Source organism: Nonomuraea sp. IBHARD001 (assembly GCF_056106265.1).
In genome coordinates this window covers 5,093,880-5,119,584 of sequence record NZ_JBWBBW010000002.1, presented here as the reverse complement: position 1 = coordinate 5,119,584, position 25,705 = coordinate 5,093,880, and the positions used below count along the sequence as shown (strand labels likewise).

The 25,705-nt window shown below is 69.9% G+C and carries 25 protein-coding genes and 1 pseudogene; 5 read left to right on the top strand and 21 right to left on the bottom strand.

What is annotated here, in order from left to right:
* The first annotated feature begins 2 nt into the window (after positions 1-2).
* Both ACTWNK_RS25400 and ACTWNK_RS25395 read left to right on the top strand, forming a co-directional pair.
* A complete protein-coding gene (locus tag ACTWNK_RS25400; protein WP_474307024.1) occupies positions 3-1,223 on the top strand; it encodes a sensor histidine kinase in 1,221 nt (406 codons plus the stop codon).
* Positions 1,220-1,876, top strand: coding sequence for a response regulator (locus ACTWNK_RS25395; RefSeq protein WP_474307023.1), 657 nt, complete (start codon positions 1,220-1,222; stop codon positions 1,874-1,876). The genes ACTWNK_RS25400 and ACTWNK_RS25395 overlap by 4 nt, the downstream gene beginning before the upstream one ends.
* Positions 1,877-1,885: 9 nt before the next feature.
* Here the strand turns inward: ACTWNK_RS25395 and ACTWNK_RS25390 are convergent, their stop codons facing one another.
* The 6 genes from ACTWNK_RS25390 to ACTWNK_RS25365 form a co-directional block, all read right to left on the bottom strand.
* Complete coding sequence (locus tag ACTWNK_RS25390; protein WP_474307022.1) at positions 1,886-2,860, bottom strand: ABC transporter permease; 975 nt, start codon at positions 2,858-2,860, stop codon at positions 1,886-1,888.
* On the bottom strand, positions 2,857-3,741 hold the full coding sequence (locus ACTWNK_RS25385) for an ABC transporter ATP-binding protein (RefSeq protein ID WP_474307020.1): 885 nt from the start codon (positions 3,739-3,741) through the stop codon (positions 2,857-2,859). The genes ACTWNK_RS25390 and ACTWNK_RS25385 overlap by 4 nt, the downstream gene beginning before the upstream one ends.
* Positions 3,738-4,133, bottom strand: a complete 396-nt coding sequence (locus tag ACTWNK_RS25380) for a GntR family transcriptional regulator (protein WP_474307019.1) — start codon at positions 4,131-4,133, stop codon at positions 3,738-3,740. Before ACTWNK_RS25380 ends, ACTWNK_RS25385 begins: the two co-directional genes overlap by 4 nt.
* A 117-nt stretch (positions 4,134-4,250) precedes the next feature.
* Complete coding sequence (locus ACTWNK_RS25375) at positions 4,251-5,081, bottom strand: nitroreductase/quinone reductase family protein (protein ID WP_474307018.1); 831 nt, start codon at positions 5,079-5,081, stop codon at positions 4,251-4,253.
* A 306-nt stretch (positions 5,082-5,387) separates the two neighbouring features.
* Positions 5,388-5,804 (bottom strand): hypothetical protein, encoded by a 417-nt coding sequence (locus tag ACTWNK_RS25370; RefSeq protein WP_474307017.1) that lies wholly within the window; start codon positions 5,802-5,804, stop codon positions 5,388-5,390.
* Positions 5,805-6,039: 235 nt separating this feature from the next.
* Positions 6,040-6,249, bottom strand: coding sequence for a hypothetical protein (locus ACTWNK_RS25365; RefSeq protein WP_474307016.1), 210 nt, complete (start codon positions 6,247-6,249; stop codon positions 6,040-6,042).
* 70 nt (positions 6,250-6,319) lie between these two features.
* On the opposite strand from ACTWNK_RS25365, the gene ACTWNK_RS25360 reads away from it, so the two are divergent.
* Positions 6,320-7,987 (top strand): WD40 repeat domain-containing protein, encoded by a 1,668-nt coding sequence (locus ACTWNK_RS25360; protein ID WP_474307015.1) that lies wholly within the window; start codon positions 6,320-6,322, stop codon positions 7,985-7,987.
* A 427-nt stretch (positions 7,988-8,414) separates the two neighbouring features.
* Here the strand turns inward: ACTWNK_RS25360 and ACTWNK_RS25355 are convergent, their stop codons facing one another.
* The 11 genes from ACTWNK_RS25355 to ACTWNK_RS25305 form a co-directional block, all read right to left on the bottom strand.
* Complete coding sequence (locus ACTWNK_RS25355; RefSeq protein WP_474307013.1) at positions 8,415-10,430, bottom strand: tetratricopeptide repeat protein; 2,016 nt, start codon at positions 10,428-10,430, stop codon at positions 8,415-8,417.
* 379 nt (positions 10,431-10,809) lie between these two features.
* Positions 10,810-11,058: a hypothetical protein gene (locus ACTWNK_RS25350; RefSeq protein WP_474307012.1), complete on the bottom strand. Its 249-nt coding sequence runs from the start codon at positions 11,056-11,058 to the stop codon at positions 10,810-10,812.
* A 771-nt stretch (positions 11,059-11,829) separates the two neighbouring features.
* Entirely contained in the window at positions 11,830-12,372 is a 543-nt protein-coding gene (locus tag ACTWNK_RS25345) for a sporulation delaying protein family toxin (RefSeq protein WP_474307011.1), read from the bottom strand.
* Between the two features lie 74 nt (positions 12,373-12,446).
* Positions 12,447-13,487, bottom strand: coding sequence for a sporulation-delaying protein SdpB family protein (locus tag ACTWNK_RS25340; RefSeq protein WP_474307010.1), 1,041 nt, complete (start codon positions 13,485-13,487; stop codon positions 12,447-12,449).
* Complete coding sequence (locus ACTWNK_RS25335; protein ID WP_474307009.1) at positions 13,406-13,993, bottom strand: SdpA family antimicrobial peptide system protein; 588 nt, start codon at positions 13,991-13,993, stop codon at positions 13,406-13,408. Before ACTWNK_RS25335 ends, ACTWNK_RS25340 begins: the two co-directional genes overlap by 82 nt.
* A 367-nt stretch (positions 13,994-14,360) precedes the next feature.
* A complete protein-coding gene (locus ACTWNK_RS25330) occupies positions 14,361-15,725 on the bottom strand; it encodes a hypothetical protein (protein WP_474307008.1) in 1,365 nt (454 codons plus the stop codon).
* A gap of 80 nt (positions 15,726-15,805) precedes the next feature.
* A complete protein-coding gene (locus tag ACTWNK_RS25325; protein WP_474307007.1) occupies positions 15,806-16,882 on the bottom strand; it encodes a hypothetical protein in 1,077 nt (358 codons plus the stop codon).
* 8 nt (positions 16,883-16,890) lie between these two features.
* The gene (locus tag ACTWNK_RS25320) at positions 16,891-17,385 is read right to left on the bottom strand and encodes a SigE family RNA polymerase sigma factor (protein WP_474307006.1); all 495 of its coding nucleotides are present in this window, start codon (positions 17,383-17,385) and stop codon (positions 16,891-16,893) included.
* A gap of 27 nt (positions 17,386-17,412) precedes the next feature.
* A complete protein-coding gene (locus tag ACTWNK_RS25315; RefSeq protein ID WP_474307005.1) occupies positions 17,413-17,697 on the bottom strand; it encodes a YaaC family protein in 285 nt (94 codons plus the stop codon).
* A gap of 64 nt (positions 17,698-17,761) precedes the next feature.
* The gene (locus tag ACTWNK_RS25310; protein ID WP_474307004.1) at positions 17,762-18,460 is read right to left on the bottom strand and encodes a hypothetical protein; all 699 of its coding nucleotides are present in this window, start codon (positions 18,458-18,460) and stop codon (positions 17,762-17,764) included.
* 197 nt (positions 18,461-18,657) lie between these two features.
* On the bottom strand, positions 18,658-19,272 hold the full coding sequence (locus ACTWNK_RS25305; RefSeq protein WP_474307003.1) for a TetR/AcrR family transcriptional regulator: 615 nt from the start codon (positions 19,270-19,272) through the stop codon (positions 18,658-18,660).
* 62 nt (positions 19,273-19,334) lie between these two features.
* Between ACTWNK_RS25305 and ACTWNK_RS25300 the strand changes: the two genes are divergently transcribed.
* Positions 19,335-19,709 (top strand): hypothetical protein, encoded by a 375-nt coding sequence (locus ACTWNK_RS25300; RefSeq protein WP_474307001.1) that lies wholly within the window; start codon positions 19,335-19,337, stop codon positions 19,707-19,709.
* A gap of 366 nt (positions 19,710-20,075) precedes the next feature.
* Here the strand turns inward: ACTWNK_RS25300 and ACTWNK_RS25295 are convergent.
* A pseudogene (locus tag ACTWNK_RS25295) lies at positions 20,076-20,536 on the bottom strand (DDE-type integrase/transposase/recombinase); the annotation flags it as partial.
* Positions 20,537-20,573: 37 nt separating this feature from the next.
* Here ACTWNK_RS25295 and ACTWNK_RS25290 point away from each other — a divergent pair.
* On the top strand, positions 20,574-21,323 hold the full coding sequence (locus tag ACTWNK_RS25290; protein ID WP_474307000.1) for a sigma factor-like helix-turn-helix DNA-binding protein: 750 nt from the start codon (positions 20,574-20,576) through the stop codon (positions 21,321-21,323).
* 468 nt (positions 21,324-21,791) lie between these two features.
* Here the strand turns inward: ACTWNK_RS25290 and ACTWNK_RS25285 are convergent, their stop codons facing one another.
* The 3 genes from ACTWNK_RS25285 to ACTWNK_RS25275 are packed head-to-tail and all read right to left on the bottom strand — an operon-like array spanning position 21,792 to position 25,665.
* Positions 21,792-24,062, bottom strand: coding sequence for an ATP-binding cassette domain-containing protein (locus tag ACTWNK_RS25285; protein WP_474306999.1), 2,271 nt, complete (start codon positions 24,060-24,062; stop codon positions 21,792-21,794).
* Positions 24,059-24,868 (bottom strand): ABC transporter permease, encoded by an 810-nt coding sequence (locus ACTWNK_RS25280; protein WP_474306997.1) that lies wholly within the window; start codon positions 24,866-24,868, stop codon positions 24,059-24,061. The genes ACTWNK_RS25285 and ACTWNK_RS25280 overlap by 4 nt, the downstream gene beginning before the upstream one ends.
* Positions 24,865-25,665: an ABC transporter ATP-binding protein gene (locus ACTWNK_RS25275; RefSeq protein WP_474306996.1), complete on the bottom strand. Its 801-nt coding sequence runs from the start codon at positions 25,663-25,665 to the stop codon at positions 24,865-24,867. Before ACTWNK_RS25275 ends, ACTWNK_RS25280 begins: the two co-directional genes overlap by 4 nt.
* Between the last annotated feature and the right edge of the window lie 40 nt (positions 25,666-25,705).

The window sequence follows — 25,705 nt, the reverse complement described above, 5'->3', positions numbered from 1 at the left end:
GCATGAACGCCACCCAGACCGTCGCGGAGCGTCCTCGCCCGCGCCCCTCGCCCACGGCCCGCACCCGGGTCACGTCCGTCCTGTGGAGTGCCGCCTACCTCCTCGCGCTCGGCCTGCTGGTGACGGCGGGCCCGCAGGAGGCGGGGCTGATCCACGCCCTGGGCTCGCTGCTGGCCCTCGGCCTGCTCGCCGGTGTCACGCGGCGCGCGCCGCTCCTCGCGCTCGCGCTGACGTTGGCCGGTGCCACCGTCCTGGTGGCCGGGCCCGCCGACCCGGGCCTCGCCGGGGCCGGGACCGCGCTGCAGGGGGAGTTCCTCGCCTTCCTCGCCGCCGACCTGGTGCTCGCGGTCGTCGTCGCCACCCGGGGGAGCCGGGTGTCGGCGGCTGCGGTCGCCGTCTCGGCCGTCGTGCAACTCGTGGTCGTCGGCGGCTTCACCGACCACGGCGACCTGGTGACCAATGCGGTGATCGTCGTGCTGGCGATGGCCGCCGCCTGCTCGGCCGCCCTGGTGAGCCGTGAGCGCCGCGCGCACGCGGTGGCGCTGCGCGCGCAGGAGGTGGCCGAGGCGGTGACCGCCGAACGGCTGCGGATCGCCAGGGAGTTGCACGACATGGTCGCACACGACATCGGCAGCATCGCCATCCAGGCGGGCGTCGGCAGCAGGGTGATCGAGACCCAACCGGCCGAGGCCGGGGCCGCGTTGCGCAACATCGAGGCCACCAGCAGGCAGACCCTGTCCGGCCTGCGGCGCACCCTGGGCGCGCTGCGCGGGCCCGGCGACGAGGCAGGCTCGGCCGAGCAGGCGCGGTTCGGGCCCTCGCCCGGCCTCGACGACATCGGCGTGCTGGTCGCGATCACGGCGGACGCGGGCGTGCGGGCCGAGGTGAGCCGTTCGGGGGAGCGGCGCGCCCTGCCCGCCGAGATCGACCTTTCGGCCTACCGGATCGTGCAGGAGGCGCTGACCAATGTCGTACGGCACGCCGGGACCGGCCGCTGCACGGTGGAGGTCGGCTACGGGCCGCGTGAGCTCACCCTGCGGATCGCCGACGACGGGACCGGCGGCACGGGGGCCGCTCCCGCGGTCGGCTTCGGCCTGGTCGGCATCCGCGAACGGGCCGCCCTGCTCGACGGCCACTTCAGCGCGGGCCCGCGCCCCGAAGGCGGCTTCCTGGTCGAGGTACGACTCCCGCTGCCCGAGCCCGGCGAGGCGGAGGGCCGATGACGATCAGGGTCGTGCTCGCCGACGACCAGCCCCTGGTGCGATCCGGCCTGCGCGTGCTCATGGCCGACCACCCGGACCTGGTCGTCGTGGGCGAGGCCGCGACCGGCTCGCAGGCCGTCAGGCTGGCGGCCGAGCACGCCCCCGACGTCGTGGTGATGGACATCCGGATGCCGGACATGGACGGCATCGAGGCCACCCGCCGCATCGTCGGGGCCAGGGCTGCGACCAGGGTGCTGATGCTGACCACGTTCGACGAGGACGAGCACGTCCACGGCGCCCTCCGGGCGGGGGCCAGCGGCTTCCTGGTCAAGGACATGGCGCTCGACGACATCCTGGCCGCGATCCGCGTGGTCGCGGCGGGCGACGCGCTACTGGCTCCGGCCGTGACCCGCCGCCTGATCGCCGAGTTCGCCGGGCGGGGGCCCGCGGGCGGCGAGCGCGTGCCGCGTCCGGTCGACGGCATCACCGAGCGCGAGTGCGAGGTGCTGACGCTCGTCGGGCGTGGCCGCTCCAACACCGAGATCGCCCAGGAGCTGCACATCTCGGTGGCCACCGCCAAGTCCCACGTCTCGCGCCTGTTCACCAAGCTCGGGGCGCGGGACCGGGTCCAGCTCGTGATCATGGCCTACGAGCTGGGCCTGGTCCCGCCGTAGGCGACGGTCTCACCTTGTGCGGCGGCGTATCACCCAGACGGCCACCGCCAGCAGGACGACGGCCAGGCCGGTGAACCAGGCGGCTTCGACGAGCTGGAAGGCCCAGAAGCCGCCGCCCGGGTGGTAACCGGTGTAGTGCCGCATCCCGTGCTCGGCCAGATACCGCTCGACCTGCTCACCGCCCCCGCCCTGCGGCCGGACCCCGCCGCTCAGCCGCCTGACGATCGCCGCACGCTCCCCTTCGGCGACCCGGCGACCGGCGGCGTCCACCCAGCCGCTGTCCACCGCCCAGTCGCCCGAGGAGAGGCCCGGCCGCACGCCGGGATCGTCGAGCCTGGCCAGCGGCGTGCGGTAGCGGGGCCTGCCGTACTCCTCGGTCGTGATGCGCACGAGCAGGAAGAGCGTGAGCGTCACCGCCATGGCCGCGATCGTACGGCGCAGCAACGCCCCGGCCAGCACGCCGAGTGCCAGGGCGAACAGGGTCGCGGCCACCAGGCTCGGTGCGGCGACGACGAAGGCGGAGGTGCGCATCCTGCCGCCGATCTCGTCCAGCGGAGCACGCCACCAGGTGAACAGCGAGGAGAAGGCGAAGGCGAGCACCGCCGTGGCGCCGCCCACCAGGGCCAGTTTGACGCTCAGCCACCGAGTCCTGGTGACGCTCTGGGTGAAGGCGAGCCGCCAGGTGCCCTGCTCGAACTCCCTGGCCGCCATCGGCGCGCCGACGAACACCCCGGCCAGCGCCGGGAGCAGGCACACCCAGGCGAACCTGTTGCCCCACTCGGCATGCCGGTCAAGGAAGCCTTCGACCAGGTGCGCGCAGGCCGGGCCGCTCCCAGGCGGGGAGGCGCAGGCGGCCACGCCGTCGGCGGTGTACTCCTCGTGCACGGCCAGGCCGGTGACGATCAAGGGGACGGCGACGGCGGCCAGCAGCAGGAGGGCGACCAGCAGTTCGCCCCGGTGCTGGCGCCAGGTGATCCAGATCATGCGCTGAGCCGTCCTTCGCCGGGGGAGTCGCCTGAGCGGGCCAGATAGGCGAGGACGAGCTCCTCCAGCGTGACGTGCCGCTCCTGCCAGGCCGGATGGGAGGGCAGTCCTTCGGGCCTGCGTACCAGCAGGGTGCTGTGCCTGTCGCCGTGCACGGCCGAGATCACCCCGTCGGCGAGCCCGGTGTCGGCCGGGCCCGGCCCGGTGAGCAGGCGGTGCCCGGCCAGCAGGTCCTCGATGGGAGCGGCCAGGCGCAGGCGGCCCTCGTGCAGCAGGACCAGGTGGTCGCAGACGCGTTCGAGCTCGGTCACCACGTGCGAGGACAGCAGCACGGTCAGCCCGGTGTCGGCGACGGCGGCGACGAGCGAGCTCATGAACTCGCGCCTGGCCAGCGGGTCGAGGCTGGCGACCGGCTCGTCGAGCACGAGCAGGCGGGGCTGCTTGGCCAGGGCCAGGGTGAGGGCGACCTGGGCCTGCTGACCGCCCGACAGCCCGCCGCACCTGCGCCCCGGCGGGATGCCGAGCTCGGCCAGGCGGCGAAGCGCGCCGCGGACGTCGAAGCGCGCATTGGCGGCCCGGCCGAACCGCACCATGTCCTCCACGGTGAAGCTCCGGTACAGCGGATGGTCCTGCGCGACGAAGCCGATCTCGGCCAGCCCGCGCGGCCGGTCCATGCGCAGCGGCTCGCCGAACATCGACACCGCGCCCTCGGTGGGGGCCAGCAGGCCGATGGCCAGGTGCAGCAGGGTGGTCTTGCCCGCGCCGTTGGCGCCGACCAGGGCGATCACGCCGCCCTGCGGCAGGTCCAGCGTGCAGCCGCGCAGCGCCCACGTGCGTCTGCCGTACCTCTTGCCGAGGTTGTCGATGCGCAGGGCGCTCATGCGACGCCCGCCCGGCCGGCCTCGTCGTCGAGGGTGGTGACGACGAGGGCGTGGATCTGCTCGGGGTCGAGACCGGCCCGGCGTGCCTGGCCCAGCCAGTCGCGCAGGCCGTGCGACAGCCTGGCGAACGTGGCGGCGGGCACCTGACCGACCTGCCCGGTGACGAAGGTGCCCTGCCCGGCCCTGGGCGTGACCAGCCCCATGCGCTCCAGCTCGCGGTAGGCCTTGGCCACCGTGTTGGGGTTGATCACCACGGCGGCGGCCACCTCGCGCACGGTGGGCAGCTGGTCGCCGTCCCGCAGGTAGCCGAGCAGCAGGCTCCTGCGCACCTGGTCGACGAGCTGCAGATAGGTGGGCACGCCCGAGGCATGGTCCAGCTGGAAGGCGAACACGGCATCACTCCACGAGATCGTGTGTCAATGTACTAGCGAGATAGTACACAGCCACCCGCCTCCCGCAACCACAAAGCCCCGCACCGCCGTACGGCGACGCGGGGCCCTGGGGTCCGGCTAGCGGCTCATGGTGTTCAGCAGGGGCACCAGCTGCTCCTCCTCGTAGTCCAGATGGGCCTCCACCTCGGCGGAGAGCCGCTCCACCTCGCTCAGCAGCTCGGCCGGTCCGGTCGTGTCGTCGGACAGGACGGCCTGCAGCTGGGACAGCAGCTCCTGGACCCGGCCGTGCTCGGCGCGCAGCCTGGCCATGGTCTCGGCCAGTTCGGGATGGTTGCCCTCCAGGTAGGGGAACAGGCCGTTGTCCTCGTGGGTGTGGTGGCCGTGCAGGGTCTCGCACAGCGTCAGGCAGTTGATCCGCAGCTGGGCGCCGAGCCCGGCCCCGGCGGTGGCGACCTCGGCCCGGATGAGGGCGAGCTCCTTGCGGAAGTACCCGTGGATGGTGACGAGCGCGTCGCCTGGCGGGCCGGACGGCGGTCCCGCGTCGATCGCGTTGAGAGCGATCACCGGCAGCACCCGGCCCGCCTTGACCTGATACTCGCCCCACCCCGGGTCGGCCTCGACCGCCCTGGCGAACAGCCGGTCGCGCTCCTCGCCTTCGAGGACGACCGCCTCGGCCTCGTAGGTGAACACGCCGTTCTCGACCGTGGCCCGGGGATGGGCCAGCAGGTTGTGGTACCAGTCGGGATGCGTGGGGGAGCCGCCCGCCGAGGCGATGATCAGGATGCGCTGCCCGTCGGGCAGGTACCCGAGCGGCGTGGTGGTCGCTCTGCCGCTACGGGCGCCCACGGTGGTGAGCAGGAGCAGCCTGGCGCCCTCGAAGTAGCCGCCCACCCGGCCGCCGTTGGCGCGGAACTCGTCGATGATCTGCTGGTTGAAGTCGTTGGACATACGAAAAGTGGTCTCCATGAAAGGCGAAGTGCGCGGTGGAAGAAAAAGGCATGCCACGGCACCCGTCGCGACGTGCGTGACGAGTGGTGCATGACGCGGGACGTGCGGGCGTCGGTCCGGCCCTGGTGCGGAGCATGGCGACATCACGCTGGGGAGCGGTGCTCGACACAGCAGGGGCGCGGGGGAGACGCGCGGAAACGCTGAAGACTAGGCGCTGCCTGTGAAGTGATTAATCACGACATCATCCCCTTAGAACGGTGCCGCCGAGCGACACACAGATCATTACAGCCGCCGCACCCGCCCGCGTCAAGGCGGGCCCGGCGGGGCCGCCGGGTCAGGACAGGTGGAAGTGGACCTTGTCCTGCTCGTGCTCGGAGGTGACCACCACGGCCTGTGGGGCAGGCCGGTCGACAGGCCGTCGTGCAGGGCCGCGCCGCCCAGCAGGTCGCGGTAGGGCGAGCCCCTGTCCCAGAAGGCGCCCATGGCGCAGGCGCCGTGCCCGTCGGGCGGGCCGTCCACCAGCCATGCCGGCCGGCCGATCCCCAGGACCGTGCCCTTCGTCGGCTTTCTGCCCTCACCTGCGGTCGGCGCGATCCGCGATGCCTCGGCCGGAGGCTGCTCCCAGCTCAGCGCGTACCACCAGTCGTACACGATCATGGTGCGTTCCGGATTGCCCTGCTTCAGGGTGAGGCCGGTCGTCCGCCTGCTGTTGAAGGCCGACACCGCGGCGTCCAGAGCGCCGCCGGGATCCGCAGGCCGATGCCGTGGCCGGGCAGTGCGGGGGCGAACCCCGCCATCAGAAATACCTTCACGGCGGTAGGTGTCAGGCATCTGCTCCTGGCCGGTCGTCATCCTCAGGCGGGCTCAATTCCTTGATCGTTGCCCTGCTCAATGGGAGGAGCGCCGACAACTGAGGGAGCAGCGGCACCGCGGTGCCGCTGCTCCAGGTCATCTCGACTCAGTCGTATTCCGGATCAGGACCTGTGCCGGGATAGGTGCAGAAATGCACGCTGTTCGGATTCAGATCACCAGGAAGGGGGATGTCCAGCCCCCAGGGATTGCCGTTCTGCCCGGTGCCGCCGTCGCAGTCCCCGAACTGGTCCGACCACCATTCACCGCCCAGCGGATCCGGAATGTTGGTGAACTTGGGGAACGAACCGGAGATCACAGGCCGGGAGGTGTAGGAGCGGCTGTGGAACGTCGCCGACCCGCAACGGCCGTTGCCCCTGGGGGGACCGTTGAGCGGCCCGGCCGACAGCGTGTACGCGCTGGCCTTCAGCCCCGACGGACACGCGCTGGCCATCGGTAGCGGTGATGGGACGATCCGGCTCTGGGACATGCGGACCTCCACGCTGAACGCCCCGCTCACCCCTGCGGAGGGCGCGGTTCGCGCACTGGCGTTCCGGCCCGATGGCCGGGTACTGGCCGCGGCCAACGGCACGGCCATGGCCGGTTCGCTGCAGCTGTGGGACACCAGCGATCCCACCGCCGTCCGTCCCGCCGGCCCTGCCGTGTCGCTGCCCACCCGGGCCAACACCATCGCCTACCACGACAACCTGGTCGCCGTGGGCAGCAACGACGGCTCGGTACGGTTGTGGGACACCACCCGCCCCGACCGGCCCAAGGCCTACGGCAAGCCCCTCGTCGGCGAGGCCGGCGTGTGGATCAACGTCGTATCCTTCAGCTCCGACGGCCGGCTGCTCGGTACGGGCAACTCCACCACAGCTCGCATCTGGGACGTGGCCAGCGGACAAGTGGTCGCCGCCCTGCCCCATCCAGCGCCGGTCACAGCCGTGCGGTTCAGCCAGGGCGACCGCCTTGTCATCACCAACGGCACCGACGGAGTGGCCCGGCTGTGGGATTGGCCGGGGCCGCTGATGAAGCGGTCGGAGTATGCCATCGACAACGTCGCTTTCCGGCCCGGATCCCCCCTGCTCGCCACCGCTTCCAGCGATATCAGGCTCTGGGACGTGGCCGGTCGCCGACCCACACCGGTGAGCCCTCCTCTGGCCGCGCCGGCGGAGTACGACAGGATGGCAGGCACCGTGGCTATCAGCCCGGATGGGCGCACCCTGGCGGGCGGCACCCGCCTCGGCAATGCCGTACTGCTGTGGGACATCACCGATCCGGCACAACCAGTGCGCCGTGATGCCCCACTGACCGGTCTAACCGCGCTCATCCAGAACGTGGCCTTCAGCCCAGACGGCAAGTTTCTGGCCGCGGCCAGCGACGACGGCTCGGTGCACCTGTGGGATGCGGCCACCTGGCAGCCCCGCGGCGCCCTCAACCCGGGCTCCGGGCAGATCTTCGCCCTGGCCTTCAGCCCCAACGGGCGCACCCTGGCCGCCGCGGCGCAGAACGGAGTAGTGGCACTGTGGGACCTGTCGGCCGCTCCCGTGCTCATCGCGAAGATCGTGACCGCGGCGGGTGACGACGTACGGTCGGTGACCTTCAACCGTGCCGGAACCCTGCTCGCGGCAGGCAACAGCTCAGGGACGATACGGATGTGGAGGGTAGCCGACCCCACTCGCCCCACTCTGGTGGGCGTGCCTTTGACCGGGCCGGACGGCCGGATCTTCGCCATCACCTTCGCCCCCGACGACCGGACGCTGGCGATAGGAACCGGGGCGGGCCAGCTGTGGCTCTGGGACATCACCGACCCCGCGCAGCCGCATAGCCGGATCGCCATCAACAGCCCGGGCGAGAATTACCTGGAGCTCGCGTTCAGCGCGGACGGGAGCATGCTCGCCAGTTCCGGAAACGATGCGCGGTTGTGGGAGGTGGACCCGGCGCGGATCGCTGCACGGATTTGCCGTGAATCCGGGGACGCGATCACCGAGGCGGAGTGGCGCAAGCACGTGGTCGACGTCCCCTTCCAGCCCCCCTGTCCGGGTGGTAAGGCGTGAGCCGATCAGACCATTCACACCCGGGGTGCAAGCAGGGCTGGCAGACACAGGGGTCGTCTCACAACCGAAACGATGGGTGGTCAAGCAGACGTCCACCCCGCCTTGGCGGTTCACATGACCGCGGCGGACCGAGCCGTCTCCTGCTGGACAAGATCGACGCTGGCTCGCGCCGTCGAGCAGATCCAGCCCCTGATCGACCAAGTCGCCGCGAAGCTCCGCGAACTCGATGAGGCGATCGCGTTGAACTGCACAGACGCAGTTTCGGCAGGCGCAGGGGGGCGAGCACAACGGGAGACGGCTCGGTTGGCTCCGCGGGACGCGAGGTGGAGCCGCTCGGTTGAGGGCTTGGTGAGCGCGGTGCTCGTCGTAGAACTTCTCGTACTCGCCGAGAGCGTGGCGTAGGTGGCGTTCGTTCCAGAGCAGCCGATCAAGCCTCCGGTTCATCTCGCAGGGCGTGGACTCTGGCGAGGTTGTTTCGGACGAGGCCCAGGTTGTGGTCGTCGTCGAAGGAGGCGAAGATGACCTCCGCCTGCCGGTAGGCGGTGATGGCCTCGTCGAGGCGCCGCACCTCCTGCAGGGCGTTGCCGAGGTTGTTGAGCGCCTGCCCTTCGCCATGGCGGTCGCCGACCTCATGGCAGATGTCGATCGCGTCCTGGTGAGTGGCGATGGCTTCGTCGAAGCGCCGCACCTGCCGCAGTGTGTTGCCGAGGTTGTTGAGTGCCGTGCCTTTGCTGTGGCGGTCGCCGACCTCGCTGAGGATGTCGGCTGCGTGCTGGTGGGCGGTGATGGCTTCGTCGAAGCGTCGCACCTCGGCCAGGGCGAGGCCGAGGTTGTTGAGCGCGTGGCCTTCGCCGTGGCGGTCGCCGAGTTCGCGGCAGATGCCGGCTGCTTGCCGGCAGGTGGTGATGGCTTCGTCGAAGCGCCGCACTGTGGCCAGGGCGGCGCTGAGGTTGTTGAGCGCCTGCCCTTCGCCATGGCGGTCGCCGACCTCGCGGTAAATGTCGGCTGCTTGCCGGCAGGTCGTGATGGCTTCGTCGAAGTGCCGCACCTGCTGCAGGACGATGCCGAGGTTGCCCAACGCCCAGCCTTCGCCGTGGCGGTGGCGGAGCTCGCGGGTGGCATCGACGGCGAGGGCGCTGACGGTCAGCCAGTCGTTCAGGTGTCGGCGCCAGTCCAAGTAGGGGGCGAGGCAGGCGGTCAGGCGTGCGGTCACCTGGTGGCGGCCGGTGTCGGCGGCCTGGAGGACGGCGGCGATGAGGTTGGCGCGTTCGGTGTCGAACCAGGCCAGAGCCTGCTGCCGCCCGCCGAACAGCGCGGGAACGGGTTGGCCGGGCAGGGCGCGCAGGTGGTCGTCGGCGGCTTCGGCGGTGCCCAGGTAGTGCTCCAGCAGCTGGTCTGTGGCCTGCGACTGCCCGTCGTCTCCGGCATGCGCGCGGGCGTGCTCGGCGGTGTGTTCGCGGACCAGGTCGTGCATGCCCCACCGGCCGGGGGCCGGAACGGTGATCAGGTGGGCCACGCTCAGTTCCCGTAGCTCCCTCCGGGTTCGCCCCTCCTTCTGTCCGGCCAGGGCGGCTGTGGCGTGCAGGCCGATATCGGGACCGGGGACCGAGGTCAGCAGACGCAGCAGCCGACCCAGATACGGCCGGGTGCGCAGCAGGTGCCGGTAGGACAGCTCCAGCACCGCACGCACGGCGACCGGCCCACTCCCATCGAGGCTCCCACCGTCGGGCGGGGACAGCACGTTCAGCCGCTCCCCGGTCTCGGCCAGCTCAGCAGCCAGCTCTATCAGCGGTCGGCCAGGTTCGGCCGCGAGCAGAGCTGCGGCGATCTGCAGCGCCAGCGGCAGGTCTCCGCACAAGGCGGCCACCCGATGGGCGTCGGCCTCCTGCTCGACCGCCCGCAGGTCGGCGGGGTCGCGCAGGGCCAGCGCGGTGTGCAGCAACTCCACCGACTCCGCCCGCTCCATGACGGCCAGATCGAGGTGGCGGGCGGGTAGCGAGGCCAGCGTGTGCCGGGAGGTCACCAGCAGCCGGTGACACGGGTGCGCGGGCAACAGGTCCTGCACCTGGGTGACAGCGGCGGCGTTGTCGGCCACCACCAAAATCCCTTTGCCCTCGCCCGCCAAGCCGGCCATGACCGACCGGTACAACACGAGCACCTCGCCCGCCTCTGCGGGCACATCTTCGCCGTGCACGCCCATCGCCCGCAGCAACTGACCGGCTGCGGCCCCTGCGCTCACCTGCCCGCTCGCGTCTGAGGTGTAGCCGCGCAGGTCGATGAAGAACACTCCGCCGCCGAACCAGCCTTCGGTCATGGCGTGGTGGGCGGCTTTCAGGGCCAAGGCGGTCTTGCCGATTCCGCCCATTCCCGCCACCGCCGACACCACCACCCCCGAACCCGCCACCTCACCACCGTCGTCGCGAGCCGGGTCGAGGAAGGCCACCAGCGTGTCCATCGCGTCCGCACGGCCGGTGAAACCGGTGGGAGGGGCGGGCAGCCCGGCCAAGGCCTGCGGGGCTGCAGCCCGCAGGTGTAGGTCCACCTTGAGCGCGATCCCGCCGGGGCCGGTGCTGATCGCTCCGGTGTTGTCCCCTCCCACCGCTACCGACCGCTCACTGGAGGCGTTCACCACCTGTGCGCGGGCGGGCGGGACAGAGGTGTGCTCGCCGGGAAGCGTCATGCCCCCACTGTGCGACCAGCCGCCCGGGCTGTCCCGGGCCGTCGCCGATCCGTTACGCTCCCCGGTTGCGCTCAGGGCCCGATCGTGGTCGGGGGGGCCTCTTCGGGAGGTGTCAGGCGGTGGATGCCTTCAAGCGAGCTCGTCAGCCGGGTGGCTGTGCTCCCTGGGAGCACAGCCACCCGTCGAGGTCGCCGCCGCCGGTGCGCAGGGCGGCGTCCAGGGGCGTGAGGTTGTCGTGGCCGATCCAGTTGACGTCCCGCCGCGACGCAGGAAGAACGGCCGCTCTCGCGCCAGCCGTCCACAGGGCGTGGGTGATCTCCTGGGCCGACGTCGGCGTCGCGGCGAGGTGCTGGGTGATCGCTCTATCAACCTGAGCGCCGAAGATTCCCACAGCGTGGTCGTCGCGCCGTGTTCGGCGAGGTGGCGGGCGGCTCGCCCTTGGCCGAACGCGTACGCGTCGGTGCTGTCGCCGCTGCCGGCCGCCTAGTGCAGCGGGGACTCGGAGCGGCGGCCCTCGAACGGGGCGTTGACGTAGGTGCCTGCCGCGACCAGGATCGCGACGCATTACGGGCTGCTGGGGGCCCGGCCGGTCGGCCAGCACGCGCAGCAGTGGCCTCCGTGCTCGGCGCCCACGCCTGGCACGTCGCCGCCTTCCCCGCCCAGGCGCAGCAGGAGGTGCGGGGTGATGAGCCGGACACGCCGGTCCCCTCCGCCTACGCCCCCGTCGGCCGGGCTGTCACCGAGCCGGGCGGGTACCACCTGTCGGGCACGTGGAGTTTCACCTCCGGCGTCGAGCACGTCGGCGCCGCCCTGCCCGGGCCCTGCGCAGGAGGGCGTCCTCACCTGAGCCAGGCCCGACGACTGGTGCTGAACACCGCCCGCCTCCCCGGCGCTGCGCGAGCTCGGCCTCGACCTGCTTCAGGAACGACGAGTGCCGCCTGGGAGGCCGGTGAGGCGAGTTCGGCTGCGGCATCATCGAGCTCGCCGCATTCCGAATCTGCGGGTCGGGGCGTTGGCCCCCGGTCTGGCGCCTGCCTTGGCGGTCGGCGCCAGACGGGCTCTCAGGGGTGTGCTGTCAAAAGGCGTCCAGGTCTGTCTTCACATCAACCATGGACGCCCTTCGTCACATCCGGAGCCGATCACCGCATTTCACGTCAGCGATCTAGGCCAGCCTCTCCGCGATTCTGGCTACCAGTCGTTCCCTGTCGAGACCGTCTTCGCCGGAGGGCGCGAAGTACATCACGAACACGACCGCGACCGCGGCCGCCACGACCGCGACGGCGACCAGCACGATGACCACAGGCGGGGGCATCATGGCCGGGTCGGTCCCGTAGCGTTGCTGGATGACCTCGACGAGGACCTTCTCGGCTGATTGAAGGGCCGTGTCGATGCGGAGGTGGTCCCCGCTGGTGATGTCTGCGCCGAAGTCGTCGAAGAACGTGGGGTTCTTGGCCCTGATGTCGCCCACGACGAGCCGCATCGTCTCTGTGATCTGTCTTGCCGACACACCGGGTGTCTTGCGGCGCAGCTCAGGAAGGATCTCGACGATCGGCCCCTGGCCGAAGAAGATGCCGTGGAAGATGGTCTCCCCATCGTATCGGGATACCTGGGAGGCGCCGGCTGTCACGGACGAGCCCAGAGGCAGGGTCGCCGTCGTGGAGTGTGCGGGAATCTCTGCGCCCACGAACATGGCGAACGCTGTCATCCCTGCTAAACCGATCAAGCGGATTCTTTTCACTTTTCTCCTTGTTTCGAAACCTGACACGATGAATTCGTGCGCTATGACCGCGTGGCGCCTTCCTCCTGCCTGTCCTGGATCGCGTACTCCCGAGAGGGCGTTGGTTCTGACGGCGAAGCACGGCCGAAGAATCGCATGCGGCGCCGCAGCGAGAAGATGAATTCCTGATCCGATGGCCGCAGATAGAGGATGAGCGCAGCGCACATGGCGGTGGCGAAACTCCCGAGCCCCATGAACACCGCGATGAATCCATGAAGAGCGAGGCCGGCGGCCAGCAGATAGGGCCGCACCGGTCTGCGTGCGACCAGTCCCATCACGAGTGCGAATTCGATGATCAGAGGCGTCCACGTGAACAAGATGACGCCGACGGGATGGATCAGCACCGGTAGGAGGATGTCCAGCATCCAGAGCGGCATCCCATAGACGGGGTCGGTCAGCCAGTAGTAGAGCGAGGTCCCGTTGGCCCATTCCTCGTGACTGAGTTTGGCGACGGAGGACTGGAAGTAGATTCCGGCGACCTGGAGCCGGATGACGAACAGGGATGACCAGCAGATCAGGGCGGCGGCCCCTCTCTCGTGGGTGGGTGCCGCGCGCTGCCAATGCCAGGTCCGCGAATCGGTCAGGGCGACGGGGGCCAGCAAGAGGCACAGGATGGCGCTGACCTGATCTCCGCCATCTGGCAGGGTGGTGGACGCCTGGAAACTCACAGTGATCCACCACTGCGGAACAGCGGTGAGCCGCGGCCGCCAACCGCTGGCCGCGACGGCCAGGAGCACCACGGCCAGCAGGCGCGCCCATTCCAGGTGCCTGGTCTCAAGCAGGCAGAAGGCCCCGAACCTGGCCAGGTCCTCGCAATGCGGAGCCGTGACCACTCCTGCTGCCGGAGAAAACAGCGTAGCGCTGGAATTCGCGGCGAGAGTGCCCAGGAGGCCCAGCGCGAGAATGGTTCTGGCCAACCCGTAGACGTTTGTCCAAGGAGAGGCCGCAACAATGGTGCGAGCTAGTGAGTCGAGTCTGTGCACCGGACCTCCAACCGCACGACGGTGGCGGGAATCCGCACCTTGCCGGCCGCCCAGGCCCATGGGGCCGGGTCCTGCTTGGACACGCCGATCGCGCCGCAGTGGCGTGGGTCCGGCAAGGAGTTCTCCACCGGGACTACCGCGGACGACCGTGCCAGGCACGCCGGGATGTCACCGCTCTCACACGGCAGCCATTGCCGGCTCGTGACCCTCTGAAGGATCAGGCCAAGCTCGACCGACTCGGCGCGTGCGCTCCGCTTGAATCCGAGCAGGTGCTTCGGCTCGGAGTTGGCGCCGACCAGGGCGCCGCCCCACCGCCCGTCGGCCTGTGGATGCCATGCGCCCAGGCGAGACCTTCTCGGCGACAAGGTGAAGAACGCCCAGCCCTGCGGTGTGACGATGCGGATGTTCTGGCGGAGTTCGCGCTGCCCCGGCAACTCGATGGTATTGCTCGGCAATTGGGAATCCACCACGTAGAAGATGACCGCGGACCATATCGCTGTGAGACCGACCAGAAGCCGCCCGAGCGCTTGCGGCGTGAATTCACTGTCCGGAACGACGAGAGCCAAGGAATATCGCCTTCCGACTGAGAAACAACCCCTGGGTTCCGAGCTGCGGCGGGAGGAATATCCCTCTGCTCGTGCGCCTATGGTGATCACTTCGACTTGGAACCCACTGGTGTCCTGGTTGCACCGGCCGCGACCACGAAGGCGCCGGCCCCGTCCGAGGTTGTGTTGTATCTGGTCGGCGCGGAGTCCAGGAACGTAGACGCTCGGGGAGCGGATCACCACGCCGATCAGAGAATGGCTTCCGGCGAATTGTCGAACCGGTTGGGTTCCCTGGCGCCCATCGGGTATTGGCGATTCCGGTTCGGGAGCGCCACTACCCGGAGGCGCGGTCGAGACCGTCCCGGTCCACGCCTCCCGCTGCATCTCCCTACCGGTCCGTCGCCAGATCGTGGCGTGCCGCCAAGGTGGCGGAGCGCGGGCAGGCGTCGCCGTCATGGAGGCTCTGTACGGCGGGCGGTGCAGGCGCAGCCCGTGCTGAGCATGCGCGATGAGTGTGTGCCCCTGCTGCGAACCCCCTGCGCCGCCCGGCCCGCCGTTCACGGGCCAGGGGCGCGTACGGGGTTTCGGTCACGCACGTCAGGACATCGACGAGTTCGGCGGACTCGAACACGCCGCTGTGGTCGGCGTCGTCGACGAGGACGAACAGGGCCGCCGCGCTGCCAGGGGTCAGGTCACGGGCCGGGGCCTTGCCGTACTGGACGTACTTGGTGCTGATCCCATCACCGTCCTTGTCGGCGACCGCACCGGTGGCGGCGCCCGGCGCGGTCCCGGCGACCGTCGCGACCGGCAGGGCGACGGTGGCCACGGTCCCGAACAGCGGCAGTCCCGGTGGGCGGTGCAGGTGCTCGCCTACAGTTCGGCCGGCCTGCCTTCGGCGGTGTAGGCGCTGCCGAACACCTGGGCGGCCACCCGTTCGGCGTGGGCGAACCAGTCGGCGACCGCTTCGGGCCCAAGCGACGGCAGCACGGCCGCCGCCCGGCGGATGCGGGCCGGCGCCCGCTGACCTTCGGCCGCGACGGCGTTCAGGTCGTGGCCGACCAGCTGCCCGTGGCGTTTGCGCACCACACCGCCGATCAGCACCGTGCTGGAGCGCGGGGCGGAACGGCGGCACGCCCATGCCCGTCTGCATCTCGGTCTCGGGCGCGATCGTGACCCGGCCGCCGGTATCGGCCACCAGCCGCCACTCCTCATCCACCAGGGCGGGGGCGTGGATGTGCACATGACCAGGCCGCAGCAGCCCGTGGTCGTGGAACTCGCGAAGGCCCTTGAGCAGGATCGACGCCGTCGCGGCGGCCGTGTGCGAGGCGGTCAGCACCTCCAGCTCGGCCGCCAGCCTGAACGGCAGCGTGCCGAAGTCGCTGAGCAGTACGCCCATGCTCGACAACCCGCCCCAGCCGTAGGAGCGCAACCGCTCGGCGTCGGCGAGCCGGTCGGCGTGCGAGGCGAAGCCGGGCGGTTCGAACGCGAAGGACTGAAAGCCGTAGGAGTACACATGCCTGATCCCGCTGGCCCGCAGCGCCTCGACAGCGGCCACGGCGTGCTCGGGGGTGTTGACGCAGTCGCAGCAATCCATGATCGTCGTGACACCTGAGTCGATCGCCTTGAGCGCGCCCACGGCGGTGGCCGCATGCATGTCCTCGGCCATGATGATCGAGCCGATCCCGTAGAAGGTGCCACTGCGGCGGACGCCGAGCTGGGCGGACGCGGCCCGATGGCTCCAGCCCCTGGTCACCGTCCGTACTCGTGGTGGACACGGGCGTGGTCTCGGACCACCCAGCCCAGCGCAAACCTGCCTTCCCGAAATCGTCGCGCTCAGCGCACCAGCCCCGGCACCACGTTCAGGCCGTCCTCGCGCACCGCGAACAGTTCCCTGCTGTTGCCCGTCCGCACATCCACGGCGTAGACCACCGACGCAGTCCCACTCGGAGACTCGGGGACGGCCAGCACGGTTACCTCGGTGGCGTTCAACCAGCTCCCGAGCCGCGAAGGATGGAGCCCTTCCGGCAGCCCGGAGATCGAGGTACGGCTCTCCCGACCGGCCTGCGTCGCACTGAAGGTCACGATGGATCCGTCCTGCTGCACCATCGGTCGCCGGTTCCGGTCGACGGTCTGTCCCAGCCGGGCGAGCGTCTGCCCGTCAGGTGCGAGGCCGCTGTAGCCGTACGTGAAGTCCCGGATGGTGATCGGATCATGGCCGAGCATCCACACCTGGCTGGTCATGTCGTACGGCTTGGCCAGCACGACAGGTCCCGAACCGTCCGACACGCTCACCGGCCACCATCCCCGCTTGAGGTCGGTCACCGTCTCGCGTTCCACGTCCACCAGCTTGTTCGGCTCCCTCCGGCCGCCCCACCCGGACACAACGAAACGCAGCCCATCAGGCGACAGCCGCAGCGCGTACTCAGTCGCGAAGTCTTCCGCGGGCTGCTCCAGCGGCGCCTGCCACGTCTTGCCGCTCGCCAGATCGCGTACGACGATGCGGCGATGCTTCGAGTCGTAGAAGGCGATCCTGCGGCCGTCGGCCGTGACCTCCAGCGGCCCGGTTGCTTCCTTGCCCAGTCGGTAGGTCTCGCCCTGGCGTGTCACGATCTGCCACGGACTGCCGGTGCACGAGCTGCCGGAGCAGCCCGGCCGGAAGGCCTGCTCCACCGGTCCGACTCCCTTCGCGGGCAACGGAAGTGCTTTGGTCTCCGGCGGGGTGAGCACGATCGGGGGTGCGGGACGGATCTGCAGCAGCATGGCTCCGCCGCCGAGCACGATCAGGCAGGTCACAGCGGCGGCCACCACAGCCAGCCGGGTGGCGCGCCTCCTGCGCGCGCCCCGCACCGCCTGCGCCGCCAGATCGACGGTGGGCGCCTGCTCGGCCAGCGCGTGCAGGTCCTCGCGCAACGTGTGATTCATCGGTACACCTCTTTCGGAGCGAGCGCGCGCAGCTTGGACAGCGCGTAGTTGGTCTGGCTCTTGACGGTGCCGACCGAGATCCCCATGAGCTGCGCGGTCTCGTGCTCTGAGCGGTCTTCGTAGAAGCGCAGTACGATCACGGCCCGCTGCTTGGGCGTGAGCTTCGCCAGCGCGTGGCGCAGGGTGAGACGGCGCACGGTTGCCTCGTCGTGTGGTTGCCCCGGTTCGGCTGTCTCCGGCAGCTCCGCCCCCGGTAGTTCGACCTGCTTGCGCCTGCGCCACGAGATGGTCTGATTCACCAGGGCTTTACGGGCGTAGGCCTCGGGGTTGCCGACCTTGGCGAGTTTCGTCCAGTGGGAGGCGACACGGGTGAGGACCGTCTGCAAGAGGTCCTCGGCGAGATGGGGGTTCCCCGTGAGCAGGTACGCCGTCCGCATGAGCGACTGCTGACGCGTGCGTACGAACTCGTGGAACCCCTCGTAACGGTCCATGTATCGAAACAACTCCGGCGAGGGGCTTCAGGTTGGAATACCCGGCGTCATGGTGATCCCGTGTCCGTCCAACTGCCGGTCCAGGCCCTTCAGGTCCTTTGCTGCGGCCGCACTTGCTCGCCCTGCCTGCCTCAATCCGTAGAACAGCCGGAGCGGGCTCGATGCGGGCCCCGCGTTCCCGGCCGCGCGTAGCAACTGCTCGGCCTGCTCCAACGCCGCCACATACGTCGGGCGGCGCGCCTTATCCGCTGCTGGCGGCTCCCGCCGCGTCGCCCGCAAGGCCTGCCAGATGAGGTCGAAGTCCGCAGCCACACGCCGACCCTAGCCACCCCGACCCTAGCCACCCCGACCTCATTCCGGCCGCCCAATGGAGCCCTCAACTGCGACAACAGCGCTCAACGTCACCTTCGCGATCGCGCGCGGGCTGCGGGGAGAAGAAGGCAGCTGGGTCACACAGGGAAGATATCGCTCGAAGCGCCCGCGTCGAGGGCAGGCCGACCACGCCGCTGTCACGGCCACCGCCTGGGGTGTGCCCTTGCGCTAGATTCGCCATAGTCGCCTGAACAGCGCCTGGGCAGGCACGTGTGCTCCTGCCGCCCGACGGCAGACCAAGCCCCGGCGGCACGCACCCGCCGGGCAATGGCGCGCGGGCTCCACGTGATGCGGTCACGCTCCGATCGGCCCAGGTATGGTGCGGCGCCGATGTCTGCCGCATGCCGCGCGGTGGTACCCGCTGCCGAACCACGATGCTTCCCGATCCGTTACCGCGAGGCTGCAGGCGCTGACCGACCAGAGCCGCGGTATCCGGATCGCGCTCATCGAGGCGATCGGCTTCGGCGCCTGGCGGGCGTTCCTGCCCGCAGCCACCGCCTACACCGAGGCCACCGGCCGCACCCTGTGCTACTTCGGCGCCGAACACGCCGCCCTGGAGACCGGCCACGCCATAGGCGCGGACGACATCGACCGGCAGCTGCGCGCCATCACTTTCACCCCGGACCAGCGCGGCACTGCCATCGCGCTGGTCGACCAGATATTCGCACTGTTCGGCCGCATGTTCGACGAACAGCACGCCCATCTGCTGGCGGCCTGCTCCATGGTCAGAAGCCAGCGCAATTCAGCCTGGATCGCCTCGGGGAGGCCCAGCCGAGTGTGGTGCCTGTGCGGCGGGGGCAACCCCTCTGGTCGCCCGGACCGGTCCGCCCCGAGAGCCTGTCTTCGATCCCTTGAGATCCGTGGATGGCCAGGGCCGTGCTCAGGTGCGCCATCGTCGGCTCACGAGGAGGGAGCGGGTTGTGAGAGGAGGGTCGCCAGGGCGCGGGCGGTGTCGGCGAAGTAGTCCTCGTCGGTGTCGTGGGTGAGGCCGAGAACGACGCCCTGACTGAGGCCGACGAACAGGGCTCTGAGGGCGAGGGCCAGGCGTTGTGCCTGGTGCGGTGTTACGACGCCGCCAGGGTGTGAGCGTCCGGTGAACAGCGCGGTCAGGTGGCTTTCCTGCGTTCGGACGGATGCGCCGAGTTGGGCCGCCAGCTCGGCGTCGTGTAGGGCCATGTCCAGCAGAGTGATCTGCAGGGACAGGCCAGAGCGCGCGTCGGGGGCCGTGCTGGTGTGCCAGTAGTGCCGGGCGAAGGCTTCGGCGGCTTCGAGCAGGTTCAGCTCGGGGGCAATCGCCTTCTCGATCTCTTCGTAGTGGTCGCGCTGGTAGTCGGCTACCAGCGCGACCACCAGGCCGTTCTTGCTGCCGAACAACGAGTAGATGGCGCCGGTGGTCAGCTCGGCCCGCTCAGCGATCTCCTCGAGCTTCGCGCGGTACCCGTCTTTGGATACGACCTGGAACGCGGCGTCCAGCAGGGCGCGACGGTTACGTTCCTTGGTCTCGGCTCTCGACATTCTCATAATCATATTATGGTAGTAATGAAATTATGAAACAAGGATCTCGGGCAGGTCAGGGGATGGTGGCGGGGATCATCGCCGACGGCATCTTCAAGATGCTGCTCGGTGCTGCCTTCTTCGGCGGCACTGCCCTGCTGGGTCAGATGCTCGGCGTGCCCTCATGGCTGATGATGGCCTCTGGCGTGGCCCTGCTGATCGGTGGTGGGATCGAGGTGAGGTACGTGCGCCGTCGTACGATGCGGGCCTATATGTGGCTCATGGTCACCTATGACGCCGGTTGGGGGCTGGCCGGGCTGGCCGGGCTGCTGGTGGCGTGGATGGGTGGCAGCGGCGGGGGCGAGGTGTGGGTGGCATACCAGACGCTCGCGCCCATCGCGTTCGCCGCATGGCTGGTCGCCGCCGCGCCGCGCCAGGCTTCAGAGCCCGCTTCCTGATCTCCAAGATCAGGTAGGGGTATCTGGCCAGGATGCTTCTTGTGCAGGCTGTCGGGGTGGGTGACGGTGACAGGGTGGTCTCGAAGCTCCGTCGTTGCCGGTGTTGCGATCGCGTCTCGGGTGGCGAAGATCCGTCGTCATGCGGGGGTGTGCGGGGATGCGTGCCGGGCGCGGCATCGGCGATGGGGTGCTGGGGGCGCGGGCCCGGGTGAGCGCGATGCGTGCCGGGTCGGCGCGAGAAGCCGAAGGTGCCGCGACGTCGCCCAGGTCCAAGCCCGCCTCGGGCACGCCTCCCTCGACACCTCGGTCCGGTACTTCCGAGCGGGGTACCGCCAAGCAAGCCGTCGTCGTCGACCGCATCTTCGGCTAGCTGTTCTGTCCTGAGAGGTTGGGTACGCGGCTGGCGGGTGGGCGATCACCGAGTGCGGTGTGTCCGCGGTGGTGATTGCGCGGTGGTGATTGTAGGTGTGGAGCCAGGGACCGAGTGCCTGACGGCGTTCGGTCTCTGACCGGTAGGGGCGGGCGTAGGCCCATTCCTCCAGCAGGGTGCGGTTGTGGCGTTCGACTTTGCCGTTGGTCTGGGGCCGGTAGGGGCGGGTGCGTTTGTGGGTGATGCCGCTGTCGGTCAGGGTCTGGCGCCAGAGGTGGGAGCGGTAGCAGGAGCCGTTGTCGGTCAGGACGCGGTGGACGGTGATGCCGGCGGCGGTGAAGCAGGCGTGGGCGCGGTGCCAGAAGGCGGTGGCGCTTTCCTTGGTCTCGTCGGTGAGGATTTCGGTGTAGGCCAGGCGGGAGTGGTCGTCGACGGCGTTGTGCAGGTAGCCGTAGCCGAGGTTGGCGCGTCCTGGGATGGTCCAGGAAGCCTGGATGCGCCTGGCCGGCCAGGACGAGACGGCCATCGCCAACCTGGCGGGATGGCTGACCACCGTGGTCGGCCGTATCAGCCTGGACCTGCTGAGATCCCGCCAAGCCCACCCCGAGTCCGCCCACGGGCATCGGTTCGCCGTCCTCGTGGTGACGCCCGCCGACGAACCGGCGCCGGACGAGCAGGTCGCGCTGGCCGATTCGGTCGGCTTCGCCCTGCTCGTCGTGCTGGACTCGCTCACTCCGAGCGAGCGCCTGGCGTTCGTCTTGCACGACATGTTCGCGGTCCCGTTCCAGGAGATCGGCCAGATCCTGGGCAAATCCGCCGACGCCGCCAAGATGACCGCCAGCCGTGCCCGCCGCAAGGTCCAGGCAACAGACCGCCAGACAGGCCCCGGACGCGAGCACCAGGAGGTCGTCCAGGCCTTCCGCGCCGCTGCCCTCGGGGGCGGCTTCGAAGCGCTCCTGAGGGTCCTCGACCCGGAGGTGAAGCTGACGGTCGACACCCCAGGCGGCATGGTCGTCACCCTCGGCGCCACCGCGGTCGCCTCCGGCGCCCGCATGTTCTCCGGTGAGGTCGCTCGTCAACGAGCCGTGCTGGTCAAGGGGGTCCCCGGCCACATGTCCTGGCGTTCGGACGCAACCCCTCTGTCGGTCATCGCCTTCGCCGTCGCCGACGGTCGGATCACCGGCATCCATATCGTTGTCGACCCGGCCAAACTCGCCTCGGTCGACCTGCCCGCCCCGGCCTGAGCCGGGTGTCGTCATCGGTCGGCCCGTGCATGCGCACATCGTCCCGGGCCGGCCAGCCGAGCTCCTCGGCGCGGTGGCCGGTTCGTGCGAGGCGCCCCGGATGCGGGCAAGCCGGGCGGCAGCCCGTGCCGGAACGTCGCCGCCGATACTGTGCGACGGCCCATGGGATCCGCGCGTATCGCGCGGCAGCACGATCGTGAGCAACTCCGCGCCGGTCGGCGGGCTTGAGCGGCTCGGCCCACTCCGGCTCGGCCCACTCCGGCTCGGCCCACTCCGGCTCGGCCCACTCCGGCTCGGCCGGGAGGTCCTGGAGCGTCAGCGTGTTGATGTGGTTCAGTCGCTTCTGAAGGACCCGGCCCGACGCCGACCGGCGCGCACTCCGCCCCCCTTCTGGTCGCATGCCAACCTGTACGGCACCATCCATAGCGATATGGACCCTCATCTGGGCCTGGGCCTTCCCGCGGCCGGCTACCGCCGGGAGCGGCCGTCGAGGTGGTGACGGAGGTGGTCGGCGGTATGGGTGGCGGAGGTGGCGATCATGTCGTGCGGGGTGCCTTCGAAGACGATGCGACCGCCGTCTCGTCCGGCCTCGGGCCCGAGGTCGATGATCCAGTCGGCGGCGAGGACCACGTCGAGGTTGTGCTCGATGACGATGAGGGTCGAGCCGGAGTCCACGAGCCGGTCGATCAGGCCGAGGAGTCGATCGATGTCGGCGATGTGCAGGCCGGTGGTGGGCTCGTCGAGCACGATCGTCCGGCCGGGCGTGGCCAGCTCGGCGGCCAGCTTGAGCCGCTGCCGCTCGCCGCCGGACAGGGAGTCGAGCGACTGGCCCAGGGTGAGGTAGCCGAGGCCGACGTCGAAGAGGCGTCCGAGGATGGCCAGGACCGGCTTCTGGGGGAAGAAATGCCGGGCGTCGTCGACACTCATCTCGAAGACGTCGGCGATGGTGCGCCCGTTGACTTCGTACCGCTGGGCCTCGGCGGTGAAGCGCCTGCCCTTGCACGACTCGCAACGGGTGGTGACGCCCTCCATGAACGCCAGGTCGGTGTAGATGAGGCCGGTGCCCTCACACGTGGGGCAGCCGCCGGAGGAGTTGGGGGTGAACAGCCCGGCAGGCTGCCGGGCCGCCCGGGCGAAGATCTGCCGGATGAGGTCCAGGAGGCCGGTGAAGGTCGCGGGGCTGGACCTTCTTGAGCCGCGGATGGGCCGCTGGTCGATCACGACGGCCCCGGGCTCGACGGCCGGCAGATGGCCGAGCACGAGGCTGCTCTTACCCGATCCGGCGACACCGGTCACCACCGTCATGACGTCGCGTGGAACGCGCACCGTGACGTCGTGCAGGTTGTGGGTGCCGGCATGCTCGATCAGCATCCACCCGCCCGCGGATCTCGGATTCGCGCGCCCGGTTCGCCGCGCTCGCAGGCCGGTGCCCGTCGGGGTGTCGGCCCGCTGCAGTTCGGCGTAGCTGCCTTGGAAGATGACGTGCCCGCCGGCCGTTCCGGCTCCGGGCCCCATGTCGATGCAGTGGTCGGCGATGGCCATGATCTCGGGGTCGTGTTCGACCACGATGACCGTGTTGCCGCGGTCGCGCAGGGCGAGCAGCATCTGCCCGAGCGTGTGGACGTCTCGCGGGTGCAGGCCGACTGTGGGTTCGTCGAAGACGTAGAGCATGTCGGTGAGGGCGCTGCCGAGGTGGCGTACCATCTTGATGCGCTGGGACTCCCCGCCGGACAGGGTGGAGGTCGCGCGGTGGAGGCTCAGGTAGCCCAGGCCGAGGGTGACCAGGCGCCGCAGGTGCCGGCGGAGGACGGACAGCAGTGGTGCGACCTCCGCGCGGTCGAGGCTGCGGATGAAGGTGAGGAGTTCGTCCACCTGCATCGCGTTGCAGTCGGCGATCGAGTTCCCGGCGATGAGGCTTTCGCGCGCGGGTGCGGCCAGTCGCGAGCCGCCGCACACGGGGCAGCGGCGCCGGGCGACGATCCGCTCGAACGCCTCACGCTGCCTGCCCTTGAACGACTCCGGTTCCCGCTGCAGGTAGATACGGGTGAAACGGGGGAGCAGGCCCTCGTAGGCGGTGCCGACCGCGTCCATGCCGGCGGGCGGTCTGAGGGTGTCGGCAGGTGTGCGCAGGAGGATGTCACGCTCTTCGGGGGTGTAGTCGCGGATCTTCTTGTCGACGTCGAAGAACCCCGACCGCGCGTATGCCTTCCACATCCACTGACCCGGCGCGAAAGGGGGGAAGGTGATCGCGCCCTCGGCCAAGGTCCTGTCCTCGTCGAGGAGCTCGGCCACGTCGACCGTGGCGGCGACCCCCAGGCCCTGGCATTCCTGGCACATCCCGGCCGGGTCGTTGAAGCTGTAGGCGTTGGAGTAGCCGGCCGACGGCGTGCCGATGCGCGAGAACAGCAGCCGCAGGCGCGCCCCGATGTCCGTCGTGGTGCCCACAGTGGAACGGGGGCCGCCGGACAGGCGCTTCTGGTCCACGATGATCACCGCCGACAGGTTCTCCAGGTGATCGACGTCGGGCTGCCCGTAGCTGGGCAGGCGTCCCTGCGCGAAGGCCGAGAACGTCTCGTTGAGCTGCCGCCCCGACTCCGCCGCGAGCGTGTCGAAGACCAGGGAGGACTTGCCCGAGCCCGACACCCCGGTCACGACGGTCAACTGACGCTTGGGGATGTCGAGATCGACGTTCTTGAGGGAGTTCTCTCGTGCGCCGCGGATCCGGATCACATCGGTCATCGGTTGAGTCCTTGGAAGGTACGGATCGCCAGGGGAGCGAAGACCAGGATGAGCAGGAGCGGCGCGATCACGGCGGTGGTGAGCGCGTACTGCGCGGCCCAGGTCAGCCCGCCGGAGTGGACGCCGGTGAACAGCTGCCGGATGGCGGTCGCCGTCGCCGAGAGCGGGTTCCACTCGGCGATCACGCCGAGCCAGCGCGGCATGGTGGCCGGGTCGATGAACACGGTCGACAGGAATCCGATCGGCCAGGCCAGGAGTTGGGCGGCGGTCACGGCCTCGGGCGAGCCTGCCTTCAGGCCCGCCCAGACACCGAACCACAACAGCCCGAACCGCAGCCACAGCAGCAGACCGTAGGCCGACAATGCCGCAGCCGGTCCGTTCTCCCACCGCCAGCCCAGGGCCAGACCGGCCAGCGTGATCATGATGATCTCCAGGACCGAGGTCAGCATGTCGGCCAGCACGCGGCCGAGGAGCACCGACCCGGGTGCGATCGGCAGCGAGCGGAACCGGTCGGTGACCGTCTTCGACGCGTCGGTGGTGACCGCCATCATGGTCGTCTCCACGCCGAACAGCATCGTGAACGCCAAGACGCCCGGGATGACGAACAGGATGTAGTCTCCCGCGCTCCCGGCTATCGCGCCTCCGAGCAGGCCGCCCATCATGAGGATGATGAGGACGGGGAACAGCAACTGGACCGCGAAGGTCCAGGGCCGGGCCCGCCAGTGCCGTACGGTGCGCCCGGTGATGATCGCCGCGTCTCTCCACAGATGCGTACGTACCTGGCCGGACAGGGTCGAGGTGGTCATGCGGCGGGCGCTCCTGACTCGGTCGCGTGCAGGCGGAAGTAGACGTCTTCGAGGGTGGGTTCGCGCAGCACCATCTGAGGCTCCCCCACGAGTCTCTTGAGGTCCTGCGGCGTCCCCTGGGCGATGACGGCCCCCTCGCGCAGGATCACCACGTCGTCGGCGAGGGTGTCGGCCTCCTCCAGGTACTGGGTGGTCAGCAGGACAGTGGTCCCGGCGTCGACCAGGGCGCGCACCGAGTCCCACAGGTCGTGCCGTGCGCCGGGATCGAGTCCAGTGGTCGGCTCGTCGATGAACAGCACACCGGGCGTGGTGATCAGCGAGGTCGCCAGATCCAGACGCCGGCGCATCCCGCCGGAGAACGCGCCCACCGGCCGCCTGCCCACATCGGCCAGCCCCGACGTTTCGAGCAGTTCCCCTGCCCGGTCACGAGCGCCGCGCCGGGTCAGGCCCGACAACCTGCCGAACAGCTCAAGGTTCTCGCGCGCGCTCAGCAGTTCGTCCAGTGCGGCGTACTGGCCCACCAGCCCGATGGAGGCCCGCACCCGCGTCGCCTCACGTACGACATCGTGGCCCGCGACGCGGGCACTGCCCTCATCCGGGCGGGTCAGTGTCGTCAATATCCTGATCATCGTGGTCTTGCCGGCGCCGTTGCCGCCGAGCAGCGCGCAGACCCGCCCGGCCCCGACCGTGAGGTCCACGCCGTCGAGCGTCGGGCGCGCGTTGCCGGGGAAGTGTTTGCGGATGCCGCGAGCGACGATCGGGGCCGTCGTGCTGTCTTGCGTCGATTTCGAGGTCACGGAGCTTGTCCTCCTGCTTCCGCCATCCAGATTACGTCGT

Excerpts from the sequence above, each read along its gene's own strand:
- ACTWNK_RS25290 (WP_474307000.1), top strand. The coding sequence starts at position 20,574 with ATGCGCCTGGCCGGCCAGGACGAGACGGCCATCGCCAACCTGGCGGGA.
- ACTWNK_RS25310 (WP_474307004.1), bottom strand. The coding sequence starts at position 18,460 with ATGGGCGTGCTGTTCGTCGAACATGCGGCCGAACAGTGCGAATATCTG.
- ACTWNK_RS25395 (WP_474307023.1), top strand. The coding sequence starts at position 1,220 with ATGACGATCAGGGTCGTGCTCGCCGACGACCAGCCCCTGGTGCGATCC.
- ACTWNK_RS25375 (WP_474307018.1), bottom strand. The coding sequence starts at position 5,081 with ATGTCCAACGACTTCAACCAGCAGATCATCGACGAGTTCCGCGCCAAC.
- ACTWNK_RS25305 (WP_474307003.1), bottom strand. The coding sequence starts at position 19,272 with ATGTCGAGAGCCGAGACCAAGGAACGTAACCGTCGCGCCCTGCTGGAC.
- ACTWNK_RS25345 (WP_474307011.1), bottom strand. The coding sequence starts at position 12,372 with ATGACAGCGTTCGCCATGTTCGTGGGCGCAGAGATTCCCGCACACTCC.
- ACTWNK_RS25320 (WP_474307006.1), bottom strand. The coding sequence starts at position 17,385 with ATGGACCGTTACGAGGGGTTCCACGAGTTCGTACGCACGCGTCAGCAG.
- ACTWNK_RS25400 (WP_474307024.1), top strand. The coding sequence starts at position 3 with ATGAACGCCACCCAGACCGTCGCGGAGCGTCCTCGCCCGCGCCCCTCG.
- ACTWNK_RS25340 (WP_474307010.1), bottom strand. The coding sequence starts at position 13,487 with ATGGGCCTGGGCGGCCGGCAAGGTGCGGATTCCCGCCACCGTCGTGCG.
- ACTWNK_RS25385 (WP_474307020.1), bottom strand. The coding sequence starts at position 3,741 with ATGAGCGCCCTGCGCATCGACAACCTCGGCAAGAGGTACGGCAGACGC.
- ACTWNK_RS25390 (WP_474307022.1), bottom strand. The coding sequence starts at position 2,860 with ATGATCTGGATCACCTGGCGCCAGCACCGGGGCGAACTGCTGGTCGCC.
- ACTWNK_RS25300 (WP_474307001.1), top strand. The coding sequence starts at position 19,335 with ATGGTGGCGGGGATCATCGCCGACGGCATCTTCAAGATGCTGCTCGGT.
- ACTWNK_RS25285 (WP_474306999.1), bottom strand. The coding sequence starts at position 24,062 with ATGACCGATGTGATCCGGATCCGCGGCGCACGAGAGAACTCCCTCAAG.
- ACTWNK_RS25280 (WP_474306997.1), bottom strand. The coding sequence starts at position 24,868 with ATGACCACCTCGACCCTGTCCGGCCAGGTACGTACGCATCTGTGGAGA.